Origin of the sequence: Homoserinibacter sp. GY 40078, from assembly GCF_008017545.1 — a bacterium.
GTDB lineage: Bacteria > Actinomycetota > Actinomycetes > Actinomycetales > Microbacteriaceae > Homoserinibacter.
This window is the reverse complement of the sequence record NZ_VRTZ01000001.1, coordinates 813673-833708: the sequence shown is the minus strand read 5'-3', so window position 1 is coordinate 833708 and position 20036 is coordinate 813673. Positions and strand designations below refer to the sequence as shown.

The window sequence follows — 20036 nt, the reverse complement described above, 5'->3', positions numbered from 1 at the left end:
ACGTGATCTTCATCGACGCTCCCGAGAGCGCGGAGGAGGTCGAGCGGATCGCCGCCGAGGTGCCGGGCATGCGTCTCATCAACATGTCCGAGTCGGGCAAGACCCCGCCGATGTCGCTCGAGCGATTCGCGGAGCTCGGCATCGAGATCGTGCTCTACCCCACCTCGGCGCTGCGCGTCGCCTCGCAGGCGTTCGTCGACTTCTTCGCCGACCTCCGTCGCACCGGCGACACCGCCGCCTGGACCCCGCGCATGCAGTCGCTCGACGACCTCAACGCGCTCGTCGGCCTCGGACGCATCACCGCGTTCGAAGAGGGCATCCTCTCGGGAGCAGGCGCGTGACCGACATCCGTGACGTGCTCCAGGGCGCGATCGATCTTCACCGGCACGGCTACCCGGAGATCTCGCCCGACCTGCGCACACCCGCGTCCGACGTCGACGACATCGCACTGTGTCGCGATGCCGGGATGGCGGGAGTCGTGCTCAAGTCGCACAGCTGGCCCACCATGGGGCGGGCCATGCTGCTCGAACAGCTCGTGCCCGGCATCCGGGTGATCTCGAGCGTCACCCTCAACCCCATCTCGGGCGGCATGCGCCCGGAAGTGGTCGAGCTGGCCGCCAAGCAGGGCGCCGGGGTCGTATACCTGCCCACCGTCGGCGCACACAACGACATCGAGCGCGGGGGCATCTCGCACACCTTCGAGACGACCATCGACGCGTTCGACGCGCACGGCATCGACGGCGTCACAATCGCCGACGAGTACGACCGACTGACCCCGGAAGTGACGGCCTGCCTCGACGTCGTCGACGCGCACGATCTCATGGTCTACAGCGGGCACGTCTCCCCGCGGGAAGTGCTCGCATTGGCACGCAGCCGACGTCTCGCCGACCGGTTCGTCTTCTCGCACCCCGACAGCCACTCCATCGGCGCGGACGACGAGGTGATCCAGGAGGTCGCGCACCTCGGCGGATTCATCGAGATCTGCGCCCTGGGCACCTACCCGCAGATCGGGCGGATCACTCCCGAGGGCCTCGCCCGCATCATCCGCATGGTCGGCGCGGAGCGCTGCGTCATGACCACCGACTACTTCTTCGACTGGTGCCCGCCGTCGAGCGTCATGCTCGCCGACCTCGCGAAGCGCCTCGTGCTCGCCGGGATCACCCGCACCGAGATCGAGCTCATGGTGCGCGTGAACCCGGCCCACCTCACCGCCCACGCGTTCCGCACCCCCATCCCCGCCTGACAAGGAAAGAACGAAGATGACCACTCCCGAAGAGCGCAAGGCTCTGCTCGACCGGATCGCCGAAGATCGCGGCGTCGTGCACCCGAACCTCGCCATCGCCGGAAAGTTCGACGCACCGCTGCTCGAGCAGTTCCACACCTCCTACATGTGGGCCGTGCACCACAACGAGACCCTCGATCGCAAGGTCAAGGAGCTCATCATGCTGTCGGCCGACGCCGCCGTGTACTTCACCTACGGCTGCAAGTTCCACATCGGCGAGGCCCTCCGCCACGGCGCGACCATCGAAGAGATCGTGGCGTCGCTCGAGCTCGTCGGGCTGGTCGGCGGCTTCCACGTGCCGATGATGGCGCTCCCGCTGCTCGACGAGGTGCTCGCCACCGACGAGTTCGCCCACCTGCGCCCCGCCGATCAGACCGACGGCGCCTGACCACCACCGCGACCCGTGCCACGGGACTCGCGCCGCACACCACGAGAGGTAGAGCACCACATGAAGTCACGAAAGTTCCTCCCGGCTCTGGGAGTCGTCGCGACCGCGGCGATCCTCCTCGCCGGCTGTACCGTCGACGGCGCACCGAGCGATGACAGCACCGACACCGATACCAGCAACGTGTCGCAGGCCGTCCTCGATGCGGTCGAGCAGGGCAAGGCCCTCCCCGAGTTCACAGCTCCCGGCGACCCGATCGACATCTCGTCCCTCAAGGGCAAGAAGGTGTTCGTGATCCCGTCGGCCCCGGTGCCGTTCATCCAGGCGATCACCGATGCGATCGTCGAGGTGGGCGAGGAGACCGGAATGGATCTCACCGTCTACGAGAACCAGGCTCAGGTGAGCCAGTGGGTTCAGGGCATCGACCGTGCCATCGCTGATGACGCGGACATCATCATCCTGTCGGGCTCGCCGGACCCCCGCGCCCTGCAGCCGCAGCTGCAAGCGGCCGAGGAGGCCGGCATCCCGGTCGTCGTCGGACACTTCCACGACGACTCCACCGTTGCCACGCCCGACTGCGAGGGCTGCAACGGCGGTGTCACCGGCCTCGTCACGGCGCCGTTCTACACGGCAGGCAAGGCGGCCGCGGACTGGATCATCGCCGACTCGAACGGCGAGGCCAACGTGCTGCTCGTCGGCGGCTCGGACGTGCTCCCGAGCGCGGGAACGGTCGACGCGATGAACGCCGAGTTCGAGGCGGAGTGCCCCGACTGCTCGACGACCGAGATCAACATCCCGGTCGCCGACTGGGGCACCAAGACGCAGTCCGAGATCCAGTCGGCCCTCACCAAGGACCCGACGATCGACTACGTCTACGTGCTGTACGACGCGATGGTCGCGGGCGCCGTTCCGGCGATCGAGACGCTCGGTCGCGCCGGTCAGGTGAAGGTCGCCGGATACAACGGCTCGCCGTTCGCCCTCGACTTCATCCGTGACGGCGACGTCGTCGCGATGAACGTCGGTGAGGACACCGCCGCCATCGGCTACGCGACGATGGACCAGGCCTTCCGGATCATGCTCGGCGAGCCCACGGTTGAGACCCGCACGCCGATCCGCATCTGGGACGACACGAACATCACCGAAGCTGGCGACCCCGCCGCTCCGGGTGTCGGCTACGGAAGCGCGTACGTCGACGGCTACCGCGCACTCTGGGGCCTCTGAGCCCTGACCGCACGCCGGCCGCCCGGATCCGCACCGGGCGGCCGGCCCACCCCCAACTGTGAGAGGAGCGAACGTGAACTCGACAGCACTCGTCGACGTGCGCGGCGTTTCGAAGTCGTTCGGCGGCGCGTCAGCGCTCGATGACGTGTCGATCGCGATCGGCCCGAATGAGGTGCACGGCCTGCTCGGTGAGAACGGATCCGGCAAGTCCACCCTCATCAAGGTGCTCTCCGGATTCCACGAGCCCGACGCGGGCGCGCTCGTCGTGCGCGGCCAGGATGTGCCGCTGCCGCTGCGGCCCGGCGGCTTCCGCGAGCTCGGGTTCGAGTTCGTCCACCAAGACCTCGGCCTCATCCCGAGCCTCAGCGTCGCTGAGAACCTGTTCCTCAACGAGACCGCCGGGTCGCGGTCGCTCTTCGTCTCACCGCGCGCGGCTCAGCGCCGCGCGAGCGCGATCCTCGAGAGCCACGGCGTCATCCTCGACCCGTCGGCGCCGATCGACTCGGTGCGTCCTGTCGACCGCGCGATGCTCGCTATCGTCCGCGCCATCGAGAACCTCCGCCGCGACGGCGGGTCCGAGGCGACACTGCTCGTGCTCGACGAGCCCACCGTCTTCCTCCCCCAGAACGAGGTCGAGATCCTCTTCGGATTCGTGCGCTCCATCGTCGCCGACGGCGCGAGCGTGCTGTTCGTCTCGCACGACCTCGACGAGGTCCTCGACATCACCGACCGCGTCACCGTGCTGCGCGACGGACGCGTCGCCGGCTCCGTCACGACGAGCGATGTTGACAAGGCCGAGCTGGTGCGAATGATCATCGGCCACGAGCTCACTCCCCACCTCCAGGTCGAGGAGGCCGCCCCGCTCTCCGACGACGAGATCGCGCTTCGGGTCACCGGTCTCTCCACGACCGCTCTCGCGGATGTCTCGTTCGACCTGCGCGAAGGCGAGGTGCTCGGATTCGCCGGACTCGTCGGCTCGGGATACGACGACGTCGTCTACGCGCTCTTCGGCGCGAGCCCCGCGGAGGGACGCATCGAGATCCCCGGCCATGCACCCATCGACCTCGCCCGGCACACCACACACGCCGCCGTGCGCGACGGATTCGCGCTCGTACCCGCCGACCGCAAGAACCACGGCAGCATCCCGACGCTGAGCGCCGCCGACAACATCAACATGACGGTGCTCGACTCCCACTTCCGCGGGGGGATCCTGCGCCGTGGCGAGCTGCGCCGTAACGCGCACGGACTGATGACCTCGTACGACGTCCGTCCGATGCGCCCCGACCTCGACTACGGATCGTTCTCGGGCGGCAACCAGCAGAAAGCCATGATGGCGAAGTGGCAGCAGACCGCGCCGCGGCTGCTGCTGGTGCACGAGCCGACCCAGGGCGTCGACATCGGAGCCCGCGATCAGATCCACCGGCTCATCCGATCGAACGCCGCGACGACCGCGGCGATCTGCGCGAGCTCCGACTACGAGCAGCTCGCCGAGCTGTGCGATCGCGTCGGGATCATCGTGCGCGGTCGCCTCACCGGATTCCTCTCCGGTTCCGCTCTCACCAAGGCCGCGATCGCCGATCGTTGCCATGGCCGGACCGACGCCTCCCCCACCAGCCGCACGTGACACGCGCCAACACCCCAGGAGTCACCGTGACCAACACCGCACCCTCGACCGCAGAGTCCACCGCACGCGACGTCATCCGCCGTTCCCAGCGCGCCCGGCGCCTGGAGGCCGGCGCGCTGCCGCTCGCGTGGCTGGTCGTCGCGGTCATCTTCAGCATCCTGCAGCCCGCCGCGTTCCTCACCTGGTCGAACGTCGCCTCGATGTTCGCCTCGCAGACGGTGCTCGTCGTGCTGACCCTCGCCCTCATCGTGCCGCTCACGACGGGCGACTTCGACCTCTCCGTCGGCGCCGTCGTCGGCATCTCGGCCATGACGGTCGCGATCCTCAACGCCAGCATGGGCCTGCCGATCGGCCTCGCGATCCTGGTCGCGCTGATCGTCGGGCTCGTGATCGGGCTGATCAACGGGGCGCTCATCGTGCTCCTCGGCATCGAGAGCCTGATCGTCACGCTCGGCATGAGCACCGTCATCACCGGTGTGACCCTGTGGGTCAGCGAAGCGCGCACCATCACCGGTGTCGACCAGGCGCTCATCGACGCCGTCATCCGCACGCGACTGTTGGGCATCCCGATCGAGTTCTTCTACGGTCTGCTTCTCGCGCTCGTGATCTGGTACGTCTTCGAGTTCACCCCGATCGGCCAGCGGATGCTGATCGTCGGGCGCAACCGCGACGTGGCCCGCCTCGCCGGAATCCGCGTCGGGCGCGTGCGCTGGGGCGCGCTCGCGACCTCGTCGCTCATCGCCGCGTTCGGCGGAGTGCTCGTCGTCGGAACGTCCGGATCGGCGGGCCCGTCGACCGGACTCGACCTGCTGCTGCCGGCGTTCGCCGCCGCATTCCTCGGCTCGACCACGGTGAAGCCCGGCCGCTTCAACCCGTGGGGCACCCTCATCGCGGCGTACTTCCTCGTGACCGGCATCACCGGTCTCCAGTTGCTCGGCGGTCAGACGTTCGTGCAGAACCTGTTCTATGGTGGCGCCTTGATCGTGGCAGTTGCGTTCTCCCAGACCTTCAAGCTGTGGCGCGAGCGCGCCCGCAACCGGATCCGATCGTGACCGACCTCGTCGAGCACTGGGACACCGCGCACGAGCGCTACCTCGAGCGGGATGAGCTGCTGCGTGCGGTGATCACCTGGAATGACGCCTCCCGCCGCGACGCGGAGGCGCTCACCCGTGCCGATCACCGCGGCCCCCTGCACGGCGTGCTCGTAGGCGTGAAGGACAACATCGACACCGCCGGGCTGCGCACGACGGCCGGCTCGGCGATGCTCGACGACAACGTTCCGGCCGAGGACGCACCCGTCGTCCGGCGCCTCCGGGAGGCGGGGGCGATCATCGTCGCGAAGACGAATCTGGCCGAGTTCGCGTGGGGCGGCACCACCCAGAACACCGCCTACGGCGGGTGCCGCAACCCTTGGAACACCGACCGGATCCCCGGGGGATCGAGCGGCGGGTCCGGCGCGGCCCTCATCGCCGGATACTGCGACCTCACGCTCGGCACTGACACGGGTGCGTCGGTGCGTCTGCCCGCGTCGATCAATGGCGTGCTCGGGCTGCGGCCGACCTTCGGGTCCGTTTCGAACACGGGCGTCTTCCCCACCGCCCTCACCCAGGACACCGTGGGAGCGATGGGACGGTCCGCCGCCGCCACCGCGCGCCTCGCCGCCGTGATCGCCGGGTACGACCCGCTTGATCCGAACTCGACCCCCGAGCCCTTCGAGCCGGCGGATGCGCGCCTCGGCCAGGAGGTCGCCGGGCTGCGGGTCGGGGTCCCCGAGACCTTCTTCTTCGACGACCTCGACGCAGGCGTCGCCGAGCGCGTCGACGGCTTCCTCACTTGGCTGCGCTCGGTGGGCGCCGTGCTCGTCCCGGTCGCCGACTTCACCCAGGCGGATGCATTCCAGCACTGGTCGACGATCGTTCCGGCGGAGGGCGCCGGGCACCACGAGGAGCGCCTCCGCGAGCGCGGCGACGAGTACTCCGCCGACGTGCGGGGGCGCCTGACGGCGGGTCTCGAGATCACCGGCGCCCAGCTGGCACGATCCCTCGCCTGGCGCGCGGCGTACCGTCGGCGCCTCGCCGGGCTGCTCGCCGACCTCGACCTCATCGTGACCCCGACCGTCGCGAGCGACGTTCCCCCGATCGACGGCCTCGACTCGCGCGCGCAGACGGCCGCCCTCGGCCGCATCACCTACCCGTGGGCCCTGCACGACGGCCCGACTCTCAACCTGCCTGTCGGATTCCATCCCGCCTCCGGGCTTCCCGTCGGCATGGCGCTCACCGGCGCGCGCGGGCACGAGTCGACGCTGTTCCAAGTGGCCGACCGCTACCAACGAGACACCGACTGGCACCTCCGCACGCCCGAGCGATACCCCTGAACAAGGAGAAGAACCCGTGTACGACCTGATCATCACCAACGGACGGGTGGCGTCGGAGCACGACGTGCTGCCGCTGGACGTCGCCGTGCTCGACGAGAAGATCGTCGCGCTCGGAATGCACGGCCAGTTCGACGCCGTCGGAGCGAAGAAGGTCATCGACGCGGGCGGCAAGTACGTGGTGCCCGGCGGTGTCGACCCGCACGTGCACTTCGATCTCGCCGTCTCGGAGGTCATGGTGGCGCAGGCGCCCACCGCGGGATCCCGTGCGGGGCTCTGGGGCGGCACGACCACGTACATCGACTTCTCGCTCGCGATGGGCGACGACGACCTCGTCGAATCCGTGGGCAGCAAGCTCGAGTCCACCCGCAGCCAGCGGCCGCACGCCGACTACGCGCTCCATGCCATCGTCAGCGGCGACTGGCCGCTGCGCACCGCGGAGCAGATGCGCGAGGTGATCAACGGCGGCGTCGTCTCGTTCAAGTTCTTCACGACGTTCCAGGGCACCGAGACCGTCGGCGGCCTCATGAGCGACGACGGCCGCATCTACTCGGCCATGCTCGAGACCGAGAAGCACGGCGGCATCACGATGGTGCATTGCGAAGACGAGTGCATCATCGACTACCACGTGCGCAAGCTCACCTCGGAGGGGAAGACCCACTTCTCGCACATCCACGAGGCCCGGCCCACGCTCGCCGAGGAGGCCGCGGTGCGCCGGATGCTGCACCTCTCGCGCCGCACCGGATCGCCGCTCTACATCGTGCACGTCTCCGCGGCGGAGTCGGTCGAGGCGATCGCCGAGGGCCGCGCCGCCGGCATCCCGGTCGCAGCCGAGGCGCTGCACTCCAACCTGCGCTTCGACCCGGCCGACTACCTGCTCCCCGAGGGGCAGCGCTACATGAACTACCCGCCGAACCGGCCGATCGAGCACCGGGAGGAGCTGTGGGCGGCGCTCGCCGACGGCCGCCTCGACACGCTCGCGAGCGACGACTACACGGTCAAGCTCGGCAAGAAGCTCACCGGCGCCACGATCGACAACCTCGCGGGCGGCACCAACTCGATCGAGACCCGCATGGCGTACTTCTGGTCGGAGGGCGTCACGAAGCGCGACCTGTCGGTCAGCCGCTTCGTGGAGCTCACGGCTGCCGCCCCCGCCCGCCTCTTCGGGATCTACGGGCGCAAGGGCGTCATCCGACCGGGTGCCGATGCCGACTTGGTCGTCTTCGACCCCGACCGCCGGCACACCTGGACCGAAGACAACCTGCATTCCGACTGCGACTACAGCAACTGGGAGGGCTGGGAGGTGCACGGCTTCCCCGTCACAACCGTGCTCCGCGGGCACGTGATGGTGCACGAGGGCGAATGGGTGGGCCCCGAGGGAATCGGCCAGTTCATCCCCGGCGGAACCCCCGAGCTCTGAGCCGCACCCCGCAATCCCCGCACCGATACGAACGAGAGATAGTACGCATGAAGGCAATGGTGTTCCGCGAGTTCGGCGGACCCGAGGTTCTGCACATCGAGGAGCTTCCGGATCCCACCCCCGGATTCGGCGAGGTGGTCGTCGACCTCAAGGCGACGGCGCTCAACCACGTCGACATCGACGTGCGCGACGGGGTGTCACGGTTCGACTTCCAGATGCCGCACACGCTCGGCCTCGAGGGTGCAGGCGTGATCTCCGTCGTCGGTGACGGCGTCGATCCCTCCCGCATCGGCGAGCGCGTGGCCGTCTCGTACATCCGCACCTGCGGTCGTTGCGAGTGGTGCCTGCGCGGCATGGAGAACATCTGCGTGAACCGCAAGCTCCTCGGGGAGCACGTTCCGGGAACCTACGCGCAGAAGATCCTCACCCCCGCCGACCACTGCCTGACTCTCCCCGACAACGTCGACTTCGCGGAGGCGGCGGCTGCGCTCAGCGCCTTCGGCACGGCGTGGCACGCGCTCATGACGCGAGCCGAACTGCGCCTCGGCGAGACCGTGCTCATCCACTCGATCGGATCCGGCGTCGCGTCGGCGGCGCTGCAGATCTGCAAGGCGGCGGGCGCCACGGTCATCGGTACCGCGAGCCGCGACGACAAGCTCGAGCTCGCGAAGGCCGACGGGGCCGACCACGTCATCAACTACACGACGACGGATGTGCGCGCCGCCGTCGACGAGATCACCGGTGGGCGGGGCGTGGAGCTGGTCTTCGACGTGGTCGGAGGTCAGGCGTTCGTCGACTCGATGTTCATGCTGCGCCCCTATGGCCGGCTCGTGTCGATCGGCGCTCACGCGGGAGAGGTGGTGCCGTTCGACATCATCGAGTTCTTCCGGCGGCAGATCTCGTACATCTCCTCGCACACCCAGACTCGCGACGAGATGCGCACGGTGCTCGACCTCGTCGGGCGCGGCGTGCTGCATCCGCGTATCAACTCGCGCTACCCGCTGGAGCGCGCAGCCGAGGCACAGGAGGAGCTCGTGGCGCGAACCGCCTACGGGAAGATCATCCTCGACATCGACTGAGAGACTTCCCGGTGACGCCCGTGTGGTGGCGTGGCGTCACCGGGAACCCTACCGCTGGGATGCGGACGACCGTTGCCCTCGTGCGGGCACCGGTGGTAGTTCTGGCGGCATGCCCGAACTGAAGCTGACCCCCAGCACGTTCGCGTGCCGCATCCACGACAACCGCGAGAAGCTCACGCCGCTCGTGCGCGGCGCCGTCATTCAACGAACCGCCGCGTTCATGGTCGGTGGTGCGAACGACTTCCGCGTAGTGGTCGAGTGCCCTGGCGCGGGCACGAAGGAGGACGGGGCGCATCCGCTCACCTTCAGCGGGAAGTGGTCGCGCGAATGAGCGACGTCGGCTACGGCGAGGAGCCCACCCAGGACGACCTCGACTGGGCCGAGTACGGCAAGACGTTCACCCCCGCCACGCAGATCGAGCTGCTGAACGCGACATCGGAGAAGCTCGTCGGGCGCACTGCACTCGTCGGCATCGTGCTTGCGGCAGGCGGTTTGGTCGCCGTCTCGTCGGTGCTCGCCAACTCACTGAGCCGCGGGTGGGCGATCGCCGCGGTGACGATGGCGGGTGGCGCGATCCTGGTCGCGCTCGTCACACAGGTGAGGTGGCCGAGGAAGGTGCGGCCCGGCGACATTCACGACCTCAAGCGCTGGCACGCCGACTACGTGGGATGGCGTCGTACCGCGCTCGCGTTCGCGTCGTTCCTGCTCGTGCCTGCGTTCCTCGCGGCCGCGGTGGCGGCGGGGGTCGCGTTGACGGCGCCTCCCGCCCCGCCCGCAGTGAACGTCACCGCCACGACCGTGCCGGGTGCCGACGGTGGCGCACCCACGCAGACGCTCACCGGGTCCGTCACGATTCCGGCTCAGGGTTCCGACGACGTCGCCGAGATCACGGTCGTCGCGAACGGCGAGACCGTGGTGCGGATGCGCCAGGCCGCGAGCGCCGGCACGATCGCGGCCTCCTTCGAGGCGAAGGGCGTGCAGACCGACGTGGGCATCACCGTCACCGCGACGAGCGCGGCCTGGAAGTGCGTGCTCAACCTCGCTCGCCCGCGGGGCGAGGTGTGCCGGGCGCTGGCGGCAGAATGAGCCGTAGCCCCCTCCGGATGCCTTCCGCGGCGGGGGCTACAGCCCCTCGGCGATCCGCTTGATCGCGGACAGGCGGCGATCCCACTCGGCCCCGACGGCGTCGAGACGGCGGGCGGTCGCGGTCAGCTCGGCGCCGACTACGCGGTAGCGCAGCTCGCGCCCAGCGGGAACCGGCTCCACGAGACCCACCTCCCGCAGTACGGCGAGATGCTTGGCGATCGCCTGACGCGTCACCGGCAGGCGCTCGGCGAGCGCGGAGGCCGATGCCTCGCCCTCGCCGAGCGCCGCCAGGATGCTCCACCGGGTGTCGTCCCCGAGCGCAGCGAACACGGCAACGAGCGTCGCGTCTGTCACAGGCGACCATCCAGCAGGGCCACCAGCTTGTCGAGCTCGTCGGTCCATCCGGTGCGGTGGGCGCGCAGGTTCGCGAGCGCGTCGCTCGTGTTCTCGAAGCCCGTCTCGACGACGGTGAGCTCGGTTCCCCCCTCGACCTCGGCGAGGGTGAAGGTGAACACCGTCGAGGTCTCGTCGTTCACGCTCTCGGGCAGCGAACCTGATGCGTCGTCGTTGGACCAGCGGTAGGTGACCGAGTGCGGGGCGTCGATCGCCTCGACTCGGATGGGTACGGCCCCGTAGCCCTCGAAGGTCATCGTCCCCGAGGCCCCCGGCCCCGTGCCGTCGAGCGCGGCGATGCCGAACCACTGGGAGATGTGCTCGGGCTCGGTGACGGCGCTCCAGACCTTCTCGATCGGGGCGGCGATGCGGATGGTGCGCCGCACGCTCAGCGCGGTCTCATCGGCCTCGGCTGCCGGGTTGATGGTCATGCTCATGATCCTGCTCCTCTGTCGGAAATTGTGCAACTCTGCGGTTGCACTGAATGTTCCGCCAGGATGGCACGCGGGCGGCCTTATAGCAACCCTTCGGTTGCAGAAAGCGGGCCGTTCAGCCGAGCTCGCCGGGGTGGGTGATCCGCCACCACACGTCGGGTTGGTGGATGTCGGCGTCCACCACGAGCTCGCCGCTCACCATCTCGGGGCCCGCGGTCCAGGTGACCATGCCCACCACATCGCCCTCGCGCACTGTATTCACATCCCACATCTCGACCGAGACCTCGATGGAGGTGTCCGACCACGTGAGAGCTGCGGCGTCGGCGAGAAGCGTGATTCGCGCCTCATCGCCCCAGGCGGTCGAGTAGGTGCCGAATACGTCGCCCGCTTTCCCGAGACTCACCTGGTGGAAGCCATCGTGGATGCTGTCGAGCAGCAACGTCACCTGAGTGTCGACCGACTGCTGGTTGTTCGCCCCGAGCAGCACACCGGTGATCTCGAGCGGCGCGCTCGCGCCGACCGCGAGGCGGGCCGAGTAGAGCAGGTTCGCTCCGGCACCGTGAAGGGTGCCGGTCTTGACCCCCTGCACACCGTCGACTCCGAGCAATCGGTTCGTGTTGGACGCGTGGTGATCCGGCGACTCGACCTCCGGCATCCCGACGATCTGCGCGATCACCGGATCCGCCATCGCCAGCTTGCCGAGGGCGATCAGGTCGCTCGGGGTACTGACGTTTCTCGCATCGATGCCGGTCGGCTCGACGATCGTGGTGTGGGTGAGCCCGTGTTCGGCGAGCCACGCCTGCGCAGCCTGCACGAACGCCCCCTGCGAGCCGTATGCCCACGTGGAGACCGCCTCGGCGTAGTTGCTGGCGGAGGCGATGAGCATCATCTCCAGGGCATCGTGCTCCGACATGGTGCTGCCCGTCGGCATGGTCGAGATCGTCGCGTTGAGCACGTAGTACTTGTCGTAGAGGGCGTGATCGGCGGCGGTGAAGGTGATGGTCGGGCCGTCGTCGTCGGCGGATGCGAGCGGCCTGGCCTCCAGCACGACCATCGCGGTGATGACCTTGCTGATGCTCGCCATGGGCCGCGCCCCGCTACCGCCGGCGGACAGTGAGAGCTCGGACACACCAGACTGGAAATACGCCTCGCCGCCGGAGATCTCGATCGCGGATGCCCCGTCCGTGGGGAGCCGGATCTGCGCCGCCTCCCCGGGTGCCGGCTGCGGCGCATCCACCTCGGCCGCGGGCCGGGCGAGGGGCGCCGCGAGCGCCCATCCGATGTAACCACCCAAGGTGGTGAACGCGACGGCGGCCACGATCGCCGTGACCATCCACCCCCGGCGGCGACGACGGCGGCGTGCCGCCGGATCGACCTCGGGCGTCGGTGCCGCGACGCGATCCTCCCGCATCAGCTCGGTCATCTGCGCAACGCCGTCGGACTCTTCCGGCAGGTCATCGGCCATGTTCACCCCTCCCGCGTCAGAACCCGCGGGGCGGGATCGTCGAGCGAACTCCGCAGCTCGACCGTCGTCCAGGGGACGGGCGCCGCGGCGAACACGGGCTCCAACGCATCCCACATCTCACCCGCGTCGTCGCCGACGAAGTACAGGTCGTAGACGCCGTCGCCGACCTCGTTGCCGTCGATCCCGCCGATCCCCGGCGCGGTCAGCGCCTCGTCGGCCGCCAACTCCGTCTCGAGGAGGGAGTCCATGAGCGCCAGATCGAACTGCTCGTCGCGCCCGCCGAACGTCACCACGACCCACTGATCGCCATCCGAGTCGGTCGGCTGAGCGGCCGGGGCGGCCGGGGCAGTCGTCGCGCATCCGGCGAGGATCGCCGCGGTGAGTGCGGCCAGTGCAGCGAGCGCCCACCGACCACGGAGACGCGCCCGGGCCGAGCGCTGCGCCGACCCGACGAGGGCCGGTCGACCCGGGAGAGCGACCATGGGACTCCTCGTTCGCGAGCTGGGGTGCGCTCATCTTCGCACCCCCGGCCGCGCCGCGCGACCCCGTGCGTGAAGGCCCCTGCCGCGCCCTACCTCGCGGCGGGCGCGGCCTCGACCGCCTCCGCCTCGACCTCCGGGTCGTCGAGGGTCGCTCGCAGCGGAACCTCCTTGATGAAGGCCAGCAGCACGAATCCGGCCGCGATCATCGGCAGCAGCACGAGGAACACGGGAGTCAGCGCGTCGTTGTAGGCACCCACGATGACGTCGTGGATCGCGTCGGGCAGGTCGTTGACGATGCTCGGCGTGAGCGAATCGATCGAGGTCGAGGCCCCGTCGCTCGCGGGCAGGCGCTCCGCCAGAAGGTCCGCCAGCCGCGACGAGAACAGCGCCCCGACGACCGCGCCGCCGACCGACGCCCCGATCTCGCGGAAGAAGTTGTTCGACGCCGTCGCCACACCCACCTGCCGGTTCGGGAACGAGTTCTGCACGATCAGCACGAGGATCTGCATGCCCGTGCCGATCCCCGCGCCGAGCACGAACGTGTACGTCAGCAGCACCGGGATCGACGTCTCGACCGTCATGGTCGACAGCAGCCAGAGCGCGACGCCGGTGATCACCATGCTCGCGAGCGGCATCCACTTGTAGCGTCCCGTGCGGGCTGCCAGCTGACCCGTGACGATGGAGGTCAGCATGAGCCCCACCACCATCGGGATCAGCATGAGCCCCGACACGGTCGCGTTCACCCCGGTCACCATCTGCAGATAGGTGGGCAGATAGCCGAGCGACCCGAACATCGCGACCCCGATGAAGAGGCCCGCGGCGGTCGCGAGCACGAAGTTGCGGCTCCGGAACATCGCGAGGGGGATGATCGGCTCGGCCGCACGGTGCTCCGCCAGCACGAACAGCGCGGATGCGACGACGGCGAGCACGATGAGCCCGATGATCGTCGGCGAGCCCCACTCGTACTCGGTGCCACCCCACGACGTCACGAGGATGATCGAGGTCACCGCGACCGCCATCGTCACGATGCCGGCGATGTCGAGCTTCACGGCGACCTTGTGCTTGGGCAGGCGCAGGAAGATGAGCGCCATCACGATGGCGGCGATGCCGAGCGGCACGTTGATCCAGAAGGCCCAACGCCATCCGATGCCCTCGGTGAACCAGCCGCCGAGCAGCGGCCCCGCGACGCTCGAGACACCGAAGACGGCGCCCATGACACCCATGTACTTGGGGCGGTCACGTACCGGCACGACGTCGGCGATGATCGCCTGCGCGAGGATCATCAACCCTCCGCCACCGATGCCCTGAATGGCCCGCGCGATGATGAGCCACGTCATGTCCTGAGCGAGGCCGCCGACGACGGATCCGACGACGAACACCGCGAGCGCGATGGCGAAGATCGACTTGCGCCCCAGCAGATCGCCGAGCTTGCCGTAGATGGGCATCATGATCGTCGCCGCGACGAGGTACGCGGTCGTGACCCACAGCATGTGCTCGACTCCGTTGAGCTCGCCGACGATCGTCGGGAGGGCGGTGGAGAAGATCGTCTGGTCGAGCGACGCGAGCAGCATCGCCACGAGGAGCCCGGCGAACACGGGCGCGATGCGGGTGCGCGTCGGAGCCTCCGCCTCGTGCGCGTCGGGTCCGGACGTCATCGAAGTTGTCATGTCACCAGATTCGTCCGCGCGTGCGACGCGCGCGTCCGGCATCCGCGGCAAATCGGCCTACCGCATCCGCGGTATTCGCGGCGCTCTCAGGCGCCGGGAGCGACCAGCCCGCTCTCGTACGCGACGATCACCAGCTGGGCGCGATCGTGCGCCTGCAGTTTCGTCATCACCCGGTTCACGTGTGTCTTCGCGGTGCTCGGCGAGATGTACAGCTCCTGCGCGATCTCCTGATTGGAGCGGCCCCGGCCCACGAGCACGAGGATCTCGCGCTCTCGCTCGGTGAGCAGCTCGAGTTCCTTCGGCACCTCCAGGGCCGATGATGCGGCCGCTGAGGGCAGCACGTACTTGCGGATGAGGGCGCGGGTCGCCGTCGGCGACAGAAGGGCGTCGCCATCGTGCACGGCGTGCACCGCCCGCACGATCTCGTCGGGCTCGGCGCCCTTCCCGATGAAGCCGCTCGCCCCGGCCCGCAGCGCGGCGACGAGGTACTCGTCTTCCTCGAAGGTCGTGAGGATCAGCACGCGGGTCGACGGGTTGGCATCCTGCAGAATCCGTTCGGTCGCCTGGATGCCGTCGAGCTCGGGCATGCGGATGTCCATCAGCACGACATCGGGGCGAAGCGTCGCCGTCTGCGAGACGGCCTCCAGCCCGTCGGATGCCGTGCCGACCACCTCGATGGCGTCGTCGGTCGCGAGGATGTCGCTCACCGCCTGGCGGATGAGCGGCTGATCGTCGACGACGAGCACCCTCGGGGTCATGCGTGCTCCTCCCCGAGCGGCAACTCGACCGCGACGCGGTAGCCGAGCGGCGACTCGCCCGCGCTGACCGTTCCGCGGACGGATGCGACGCGCTCACGCATCCCGATGAGCCCGTGGCCGGTGGAGGGCACTCCGTCGCGCTCGCCCCCGACCCACGCCACCGGGTTGGTCACATCGATCCGCAGATGCGCCCCGTCCGCAGCCAGGTGCACGTGCGCCGCGCCGTCGACTCCGTGTTTGTGCGCATTCGTGAGCGCCTCTTGCACCACCTGGTACGCCACGCGATCCGCGGCCCCGGTGACCTCGTCGAGGTCGCCCTCGACGCGGGTCGTGACGTGCAGGCCGGCCTCCTCGAACCGTTCGACGAGGGCCGCGAGCTGTGCGAGACCCAGCTGCGGAGTCGAATCCGGCACCCCGTCGCCGTCCGAGCGCAGATACTCCAGCAGATCGCCGATCTCGCCGAGAACGGTCCGCGCGGCGGTGCGGATGGCGCCGAGCGCCTCGCGCGCCTTCTCCGGGCGGGTCTCGAGCGCCGAGCTCGCGACGCCCGCGTTCAGACTGATGACGGTGATCTGGTGGGCGACCGCGTCGTGCAGGTCGCGTGCGATCCGCAGGCGCTCTTCGGCGACCCGCCGCTGGGCCTCCTCGTCTCGCGTACGCTCGGCGCGATCCGCGCGCTCGACGATCGCCGCGATGTAGGCGCGGCGCGACCGCACCCCGTCGCCGAAGGCGAACCCGAAGCCGACGGTCAGAGCGAACTGCACCACCTGGGGAGCGAAGACGTTCGGGACCGACGTGAGCAGGCTCAGCAGCACGACCGCCACGACCGCCACCCCGGCGATGATCGCGGAACGGATGCGCGAGGACGTCAACGCCACCGAGAAGACCGCGACCGGGATCGCGATCACGATGCCCGGCGACATCATGCCGCTCCACGCCCCCAAGCCGTAGAGCACCAGTTCCACCGCGAGCACGGCGAGGGGCCAGCGCCGCCGGAACGGCAGCACGACCGCTGCCGCCACGATGAGCGCCACCTGGAACGGAGTCTCCGGTCGGTACTCGGCGACCGAGAACGGCACGAAGATCGTCAGCAGTACGGCCGACATCCAGACGGTGTCACCGAGCCAGGCGGGAAGACGCGGCATCGGCCGCATGCCCGGTTCAGTGCTCATCGCCCCAGTCTGCTCTGATCCTCCCGCGGCGGCATCCGACGATCGCGGCACGGCGGGATACCGCGCTCGCGGTAGGAGGAGACACCCGCCGCGGGACGACGTGGCGACGCGCCCGATCGAGCATGAGGAGGTCACCAACCACATCCATCGACTGGAGCGATCATGACCCGCACTCCCGTCCTCGCCGCTCGCGACCTGCGTCGCAGCTACGGCCGAGGACAGAACAGCTTCGACGCCCTCCGCGGCGTCTCGTTCGAGATCTTCGAGGGCGAGACCGTCGCCATCGTCGGCAAGAGCGGATCCGGCAAGTCCACCCTCATGCACGTTCTCGCCCTCATGGACGAGCCCACCTCGGGCACGGTCGAGCTGAGCGGCACCGACACCCGACGGCTGCGCGGCCGCGTGCTCAACAAGGTGCGCAACCGCACCTTCGGGTTCGTGTTCCAGCAGTTCTTCCTCACGCCGAAAGCGACGGTGCTCGACAACGTCACCCTCCCGCTGACCATCGCTGGGGTGCCGCGCTCCGAGCGCCGCGCGCGGGGCATGGCCGCGCTCGCCCAGCTGGAGCTCGCCGACAAGGCGCGCAGCAAGGCGAACGACCTCTCCGGAGGTCAGAAGCAGCGCGTCGTGATCGCTCGAGCCCTCGTCAACCAGCCCCGGATCATCTTCGCCGACGAGCCGACCGGCAATCTCGACTCCACGACCGGCGCGATCGTCGAGGACATCCTGTTCCAGCTCAACCGCGAGACGGGCATCACGCTCGTGATCGTCACCCACGACGAGACGCTCGCGGCGCGCTGCGACCGCCGCCTCGTGATCCGCGACGGCGAGCTCGTCGACGAGACCCGGAGGGCCGCCGCGTGAAGACCACCGACCTGATCGGAACCGCCGTCTCGAACACCTTCCGCTCGAAGACGCGCACGCTTCTCACGGTGCTCGCTATTTTCGTGGGGGCGTTCACCCTGACGCTCACGAGCGGCCTGGGAACCGGCATCAACGCCTACATCGACGACACGCTCGCGGGCATCGGCGCATCCGACATCATGACCGTCACCAAGAACGCCGACACCGCGACTGATCCGACCTCGACCGAGCCGGAGAAGTACGACCCGGATGCGGTGCAGTCGGGAGTCGGACCGGCCACGACGACGGTCACGGCGCTGACCCCCGACGACATCGACGAACTCGCCACCATCGATGGCGTGCTCGAGGTGACGCCCGTCATCTCGGTGACGCCCGACTACATCGAGACGGAGAGCAGCGACCCTTACGTCGTGAGCATCGCCGGAGTGATGGAGGGGCAGTCGGCGCAGCTCGCGGCCGGATCGATGATCGACGACGGCGACGACCTGGAGCTGCTGCTCCCCACCTCGTACGTCGACGTACTCGGGTTCTCGTCCGCCGAGGATGCCGTCGGCGCCACGGTGACGATCGCGATCACCGACAACGAGCGCGAGCAGCACCTCATCGACGCCACGATCGTGGGGGTCGCCGACGAGACGCTCGCCTCCCCCGCCGGAGCCGGCGCGGTCGCGAACGACGCCCTCACCGATGCGCTCTTCGACGCCCAGAGCACGGGGCTCACGGATGAGGAGGCCGACCGCTACGCGCAGGCGACGGTTCGATTCGCGGACGACGCGACCGACGACGAGATCGCCGACCTCAAGCAGAACCTGGAGGACGCCGGCTACACGGGAACGACCGTGGAGGACCAGCTCGGCGCGTTCACCGCCGTGATCGACGGGATCGTGTTCGTGCTCAACGCCTTCGCGATCATCGCCCTCCTCGCCGCCGCGTTCGGCATCGTCAACACCCTGCTGATGTCGGTGCAGGAGCGCACCCGCGAGATCGGGCTCATGAAGGCGATGGGCCTCGGAAGCGGGAAGGTCTTCGGCCTGTTCAGCCTCGAGGCGACGTTCATCGGATTCCTCGGCAGCGCGATCGGCGTCGTCCTGGCGATGCTCGCCGGAACGGCTCTCAGCTCGGCCCTCTCGGGTTCGCTGCTGGCCGACCTGCCGGGACTCACCCTGATCGCCTTCGACCCCGCATCGATCGCGGTGATCATCCTCGCGGTCATGGCGATCGCGTTCCTCGCCGGAACTCTGCCCGCGGCCCGCGCCGCCCGCGCCGACCCGGTGAGCTCGCTCCGCTACGAGTGAGCGGGCGGGGCGATCGACTCCCTCTCGACCACGGGCATCGCGACGAGCGACTGCCCGTGGTCGGGCTCGCGGAGCAGAAGCTCCACAGCTCGGCGGCCCATCGCCTCGTGCGGGAGTGCGACCGTCGTGAGCCCCGGGCGCAGGTAGGCGGCGATCTCGTCGTTGTCGAACGAGACGATCGACAGGTCGCCCGGCACCGACATCCCGAGTTCGGCGGCCGCCTGGTAGGCGCCGAACGCGAGCCGGTCGTTCATGCAGACCATCGCGCGGATGCCGGGATCCTCGCGAAGGATCCGCAGCGCCGCCTCGTAGCCCTCCTGCGGCTCCCACAGCCAGATCGACTCTTCGCGCGCGAACGAGAGCCCGTGCTCGTCGAGCGCCGAGCGGATGCCGGCCACACGCCGCGCGACCGTCTCGGATCGGAACAGCTCGCGCTCGGCCTCGTCGCTCTGCCCGAGAAGGGCGATGCCGTCACGGTGCCCGGCGTCGACCAGCAGCTCGACGGCCGCGCGACCTCCCGTGTACTCGTCCGGAAGCACACTCGTGCGGTGGCGGGCGTTGATCGCATTGAGCATCACGGCGCGCGTGCTGTCGGGAAGATCCGGAACGAAGAGCTCCCGGGCGCGCATGGTCGCGAAGATGATGCCGTCGACCTGGCGGTCCAGCAGCGCGGCGATCGCTTCCTCTTCGCGGCGGGGATCGCCCTCGGTTTCGGCGACGAGTACGAAATGCCGGGCGTCCTCCGCTGCTTCGAGAGCCCCCTTGATGAGGCCGCTCGCAAAACGCGTGGTCGCGACGAGGTCGGAGACGAAGCCGATCGTGAGGGTCTTGTCGGTGCGGAGCCCGCGCGCGGCGACGTTCGGTCGATACCCCAGCTCGGCTGCCGCAGCGTTGACCCGTTCGTGCGCCTCCTGCGAGAGCCGGGTGTCGGGACGACCGTTGAGGATCATCGAGGCAGCGCTCATCGACAGACCCGCCTTGCGCGCGACATCGGCAAGGGTCACACGCTTCGCCATTGAGCCTCCTTCGACGGTCCCG

General features: G+C 69.2%; 20 protein-coding genes and 1 pseudogene. 13 read left to right on the top strand and 8 right to left on the bottom strand.

All coding sequences use genetic code 11. The features are described 5' to 3' along the window. The 11 genes and pseudogenes from FVQ89_RS14370 to FVQ89_RS04005 form a co-directional block, all read left to right on the top strand. Positions 1-341: pseudogene (locus FVQ89_RS14370) on the top strand (hypothetical protein); the annotation flags it as partial. Beyond that, complete coding sequence (locus tag FVQ89_RS04050) at positions 338-1243, top strand: DUF6282 family protein (protein WP_147900612.1); 906 nt, start codon at positions 338-340, stop codon at positions 1241-1243. The pseudogene FVQ89_RS14370 and the gene FVQ89_RS04050, both read left to right, overlap by 4 nt. Before the next feature lie 16 nt (positions 1244-1259). Then, positions 1260-1670, top strand: a complete 411-nt coding sequence (locus FVQ89_RS04045) for a carboxymuconolactone decarboxylase family protein (protein WP_147900611.1) — start codon at positions 1260-1262, stop codon at positions 1668-1670. A gap of 60 nt (positions 1671-1730) precedes the next feature. After that, complete coding sequence (locus FVQ89_RS04040; protein ID WP_147900610.1) at positions 1731-2888, top strand: sugar ABC transporter substrate-binding protein; 1158 nt, start codon at positions 1731-1733, stop codon at positions 2886-2888. 73 nt (positions 2889-2961) lie between these two features. Further along, positions 2962-4512, top strand: coding sequence for a sugar ABC transporter ATP-binding protein (locus FVQ89_RS04035; RefSeq protein ID WP_147900609.1), 1551 nt, complete (start codon positions 2962-2964; stop codon positions 4510-4512). Positions 4513-4538: 26 nt separating this feature from the next. Further along, the gene (locus FVQ89_RS04030; protein WP_222706033.1) at positions 4539-5564 is read left to right on the top strand and encodes an ABC transporter permease; all 1026 of its coding nucleotides are present in this window, start codon (positions 4539-4541) and stop codon (positions 5562-5564) included. Then, a complete protein-coding gene (locus tag FVQ89_RS04025; RefSeq protein WP_187264887.1) occupies positions 5561-6886 on the top strand; it encodes an amidase in 1326 nt (441 codons plus the stop codon). The genes FVQ89_RS04030 and FVQ89_RS04025 overlap by 4 nt, the downstream gene beginning before the upstream one ends. A gap of 16 nt (positions 6887-6902) precedes the next feature. Next, complete coding sequence (locus FVQ89_RS04020; RefSeq protein WP_147900606.1) at positions 6903-8303, top strand: amidohydrolase family protein; 1401 nt, start codon at positions 6903-6905, stop codon at positions 8301-8303. Positions 8304-8350: 47 nt separating this feature from the next. After that, positions 8351-9382 (top strand): zinc-binding dehydrogenase, encoded by a 1032-nt coding sequence (locus FVQ89_RS04015; protein WP_187264886.1) that lies wholly within the window; start codon positions 8351-8353, stop codon positions 9380-9382. Positions 9383-9491: 109 nt separating this feature from the next. After that, positions 9492-9713 carry a hypothetical protein gene (locus FVQ89_RS04010; RefSeq protein WP_147900604.1) on the top strand — a complete coding sequence of 74 codons (222 nt, stop codon included), beginning with the start codon at positions 9492-9494 and terminating at the stop codon, positions 9711-9713. Further along, complete coding sequence (locus FVQ89_RS04005) at positions 9710-10468, top strand: hypothetical protein (RefSeq protein WP_147900603.1); 759 nt, start codon at positions 9710-9712, stop codon at positions 10466-10468. Before FVQ89_RS04010 ends, FVQ89_RS04005 begins: the two co-directional genes overlap by 4 nt. Before the next feature lie 36 nt (positions 10469-10504). On the opposite strand, the gene FVQ89_RS04000 is transcribed toward FVQ89_RS04005, so the two are convergent. The 7 genes from FVQ89_RS04000 to FVQ89_RS03970 form a co-directional block, all read right to left on the bottom strand. Then, complete coding sequence (locus tag FVQ89_RS04000) at positions 10505-10822, bottom strand: helix-turn-helix transcriptional regulator (protein ID WP_255513412.1); 318 nt, start codon at positions 10820-10822, stop codon at positions 10505-10507. Beyond that, positions 10819-11298, bottom strand: coding sequence for an SRPBCC domain-containing protein (locus FVQ89_RS03995; protein ID WP_147900601.1), 480 nt, complete (start codon positions 11296-11298; stop codon positions 10819-10821). Before FVQ89_RS03995 ends, FVQ89_RS04000 begins: the two co-directional genes overlap by 4 nt. A gap of 112 nt (positions 11299-11410) precedes the next feature. After that, positions 11411-12760, bottom strand: coding sequence for a D-alanyl-D-alanine carboxypeptidase family protein (locus FVQ89_RS03990; RefSeq protein ID WP_147900600.1), 1350 nt, complete (start codon positions 12758-12760; stop codon positions 11411-11413). 2 nt (positions 12761-12762) lie between these two features. After that, positions 12763-13242, bottom strand: a complete 480-nt coding sequence (locus FVQ89_RS03985) for a hypothetical protein (RefSeq protein WP_147900599.1) — start codon at positions 13240-13242, stop codon at positions 12763-12765. 89 nt (positions 13243-13331) lie between these two features. After that, the gene (locus FVQ89_RS03980; protein WP_147900598.1) at positions 13332-14909 is read right to left on the bottom strand and encodes an MDR family MFS transporter; all 1578 of its coding nucleotides are present in this window, start codon (positions 14907-14909) and stop codon (positions 13332-13334) included. Positions 14910-14995: 86 nt separating this feature from the next. Further along, on the bottom strand, positions 14996-15667 hold the full coding sequence (locus FVQ89_RS03975; protein ID WP_147900597.1) for a response regulator transcription factor: 672 nt from the start codon (positions 15665-15667) through the stop codon (positions 14996-14998). Continuing rightward, positions 15664-16839, bottom strand: a complete 1176-nt coding sequence (locus tag FVQ89_RS03970) for a sensor histidine kinase (RefSeq protein ID WP_187264885.1) — start codon at positions 16837-16839, stop codon at positions 15664-15666. The genes FVQ89_RS03975 and FVQ89_RS03970 overlap by 4 nt, the downstream gene beginning before the upstream one ends. A gap of 162 nt (positions 16840-17001) precedes the next feature. On the opposite strand from FVQ89_RS03970, the gene FVQ89_RS03965 reads away from it, so the two are divergent. Further along, positions 17002-17703 carry an ABC transporter ATP-binding protein gene (locus tag FVQ89_RS03965; protein WP_147900595.1) on the top strand — a complete coding sequence of 234 codons (702 nt, stop codon included), beginning with the start codon at positions 17002-17004 and terminating at the stop codon, positions 17701-17703. After that, positions 17700-18998, top strand: a complete 1299-nt coding sequence (locus FVQ89_RS03960; protein ID WP_147900594.1) for an ABC transporter permease — start codon at positions 17700-17702, stop codon at positions 18996-18998. Before FVQ89_RS03965 ends, FVQ89_RS03960 begins: the two co-directional genes overlap by 4 nt. Here the strand turns inward: FVQ89_RS03960 and FVQ89_RS03955 are convergent. Continuing rightward, on the bottom strand, positions 18989-20014 hold the full coding sequence (locus FVQ89_RS03955) for a LacI family DNA-binding transcriptional regulator (RefSeq protein ID WP_147900593.1): 1026 nt from the start codon (positions 20012-20014) through the stop codon (positions 18989-18991). The genes FVQ89_RS03960 and FVQ89_RS03955 overlap by 10 nt on opposite strands. Between the last annotated feature and the right edge of the window lie 22 nt (positions 20015-20036).

What these genes read in the sequence shown, in the direction of transcription:
- FVQ89_RS04045 (WP_147900611.1), top strand. Translation starts at nt 1,260, where the DNA reads ATGACCACTCCCGAAGAGCGCAAGGCTCTGCTCGACCGGATCGCCGAA.
- FVQ89_RS04040 (WP_147900610.1), top strand. Translation starts at nt 1,731, where the DNA reads ATGAAGTCACGAAAGTTCCTCCCGGCTCTGGGAGTCGTCGCGACCGCG.
- FVQ89_RS04015 (WP_187264886.1), top strand. Translation starts at nt 8,351, where the DNA reads ATGAAGGCAATGGTGTTCCGCGAGTTCGGCGGACCCGAGGTTCTGCAC.
- FVQ89_RS04010 (WP_147900604.1), top strand. Translation starts at nt 9,492, where the DNA reads ATGCCCGAACTGAAGCTGACCCCCAGCACGTTCGCGTGCCGCATCCAC.
- FVQ89_RS04005 (WP_147900603.1), top strand. Translation starts at nt 9,710, where the DNA reads ATGAGCGACGTCGGCTACGGCGAGGAGCCCACCCAGGACGACCTCGAC.
- FVQ89_RS03995 (WP_147900601.1), bottom strand. Translation starts at nt 11,298, where the DNA reads ATGAGCATGACCATCAACCCGGCAGCCGAGGCCGATGAGACCGCGCTG.
- FVQ89_RS03990 (WP_147900600.1), bottom strand. Translation starts at nt 12,760, where the DNA reads ATGGCCGATGACCTGCCGGAAGAGTCCGACGGCGTTGCGCAGATGACC.
- FVQ89_RS03985 (WP_147900599.1), bottom strand. Translation starts at nt 13,242, where the DNA reads ATGGTCGCTCTCCCGGGTCGACCGGCCCTCGTCGGGTCGGCGCAGCGC.
- FVQ89_RS03980 (WP_147900598.1), bottom strand. Translation starts at nt 14,909, where the DNA reads ATGACAACTTCGATGACGTCCGGACCCGACGCGCACGAGGCGGAGGCT.
- FVQ89_RS03975 (WP_147900597.1), bottom strand. Translation starts at nt 15,667, where the DNA reads ATGACCCCGAGGGTGCTCGTCGTCGACGATCAGCCGCTCATCCGCCAG.
- FVQ89_RS03970 (WP_187264885.1), bottom strand. Translation starts at nt 16,839, where the DNA reads ATGAGCACTGAACCGGGCATGCGGCCGATGCCGCGTCTTCCCGCCTGG.
- FVQ89_RS03965 (WP_147900595.1), top strand. Translation starts at nt 17,002, where the DNA reads ATGACCCGCACTCCCGTCCTCGCCGCTCGCGACCTGCGTCGCAGCTAC.
- FVQ89_RS03955 (WP_147900593.1), bottom strand. Translation starts at nt 20,014, where the DNA reads ATGGCGAAGCGTGTGACCCTTGCCGATGTCGCGCGCAAGGCGGGTCTG.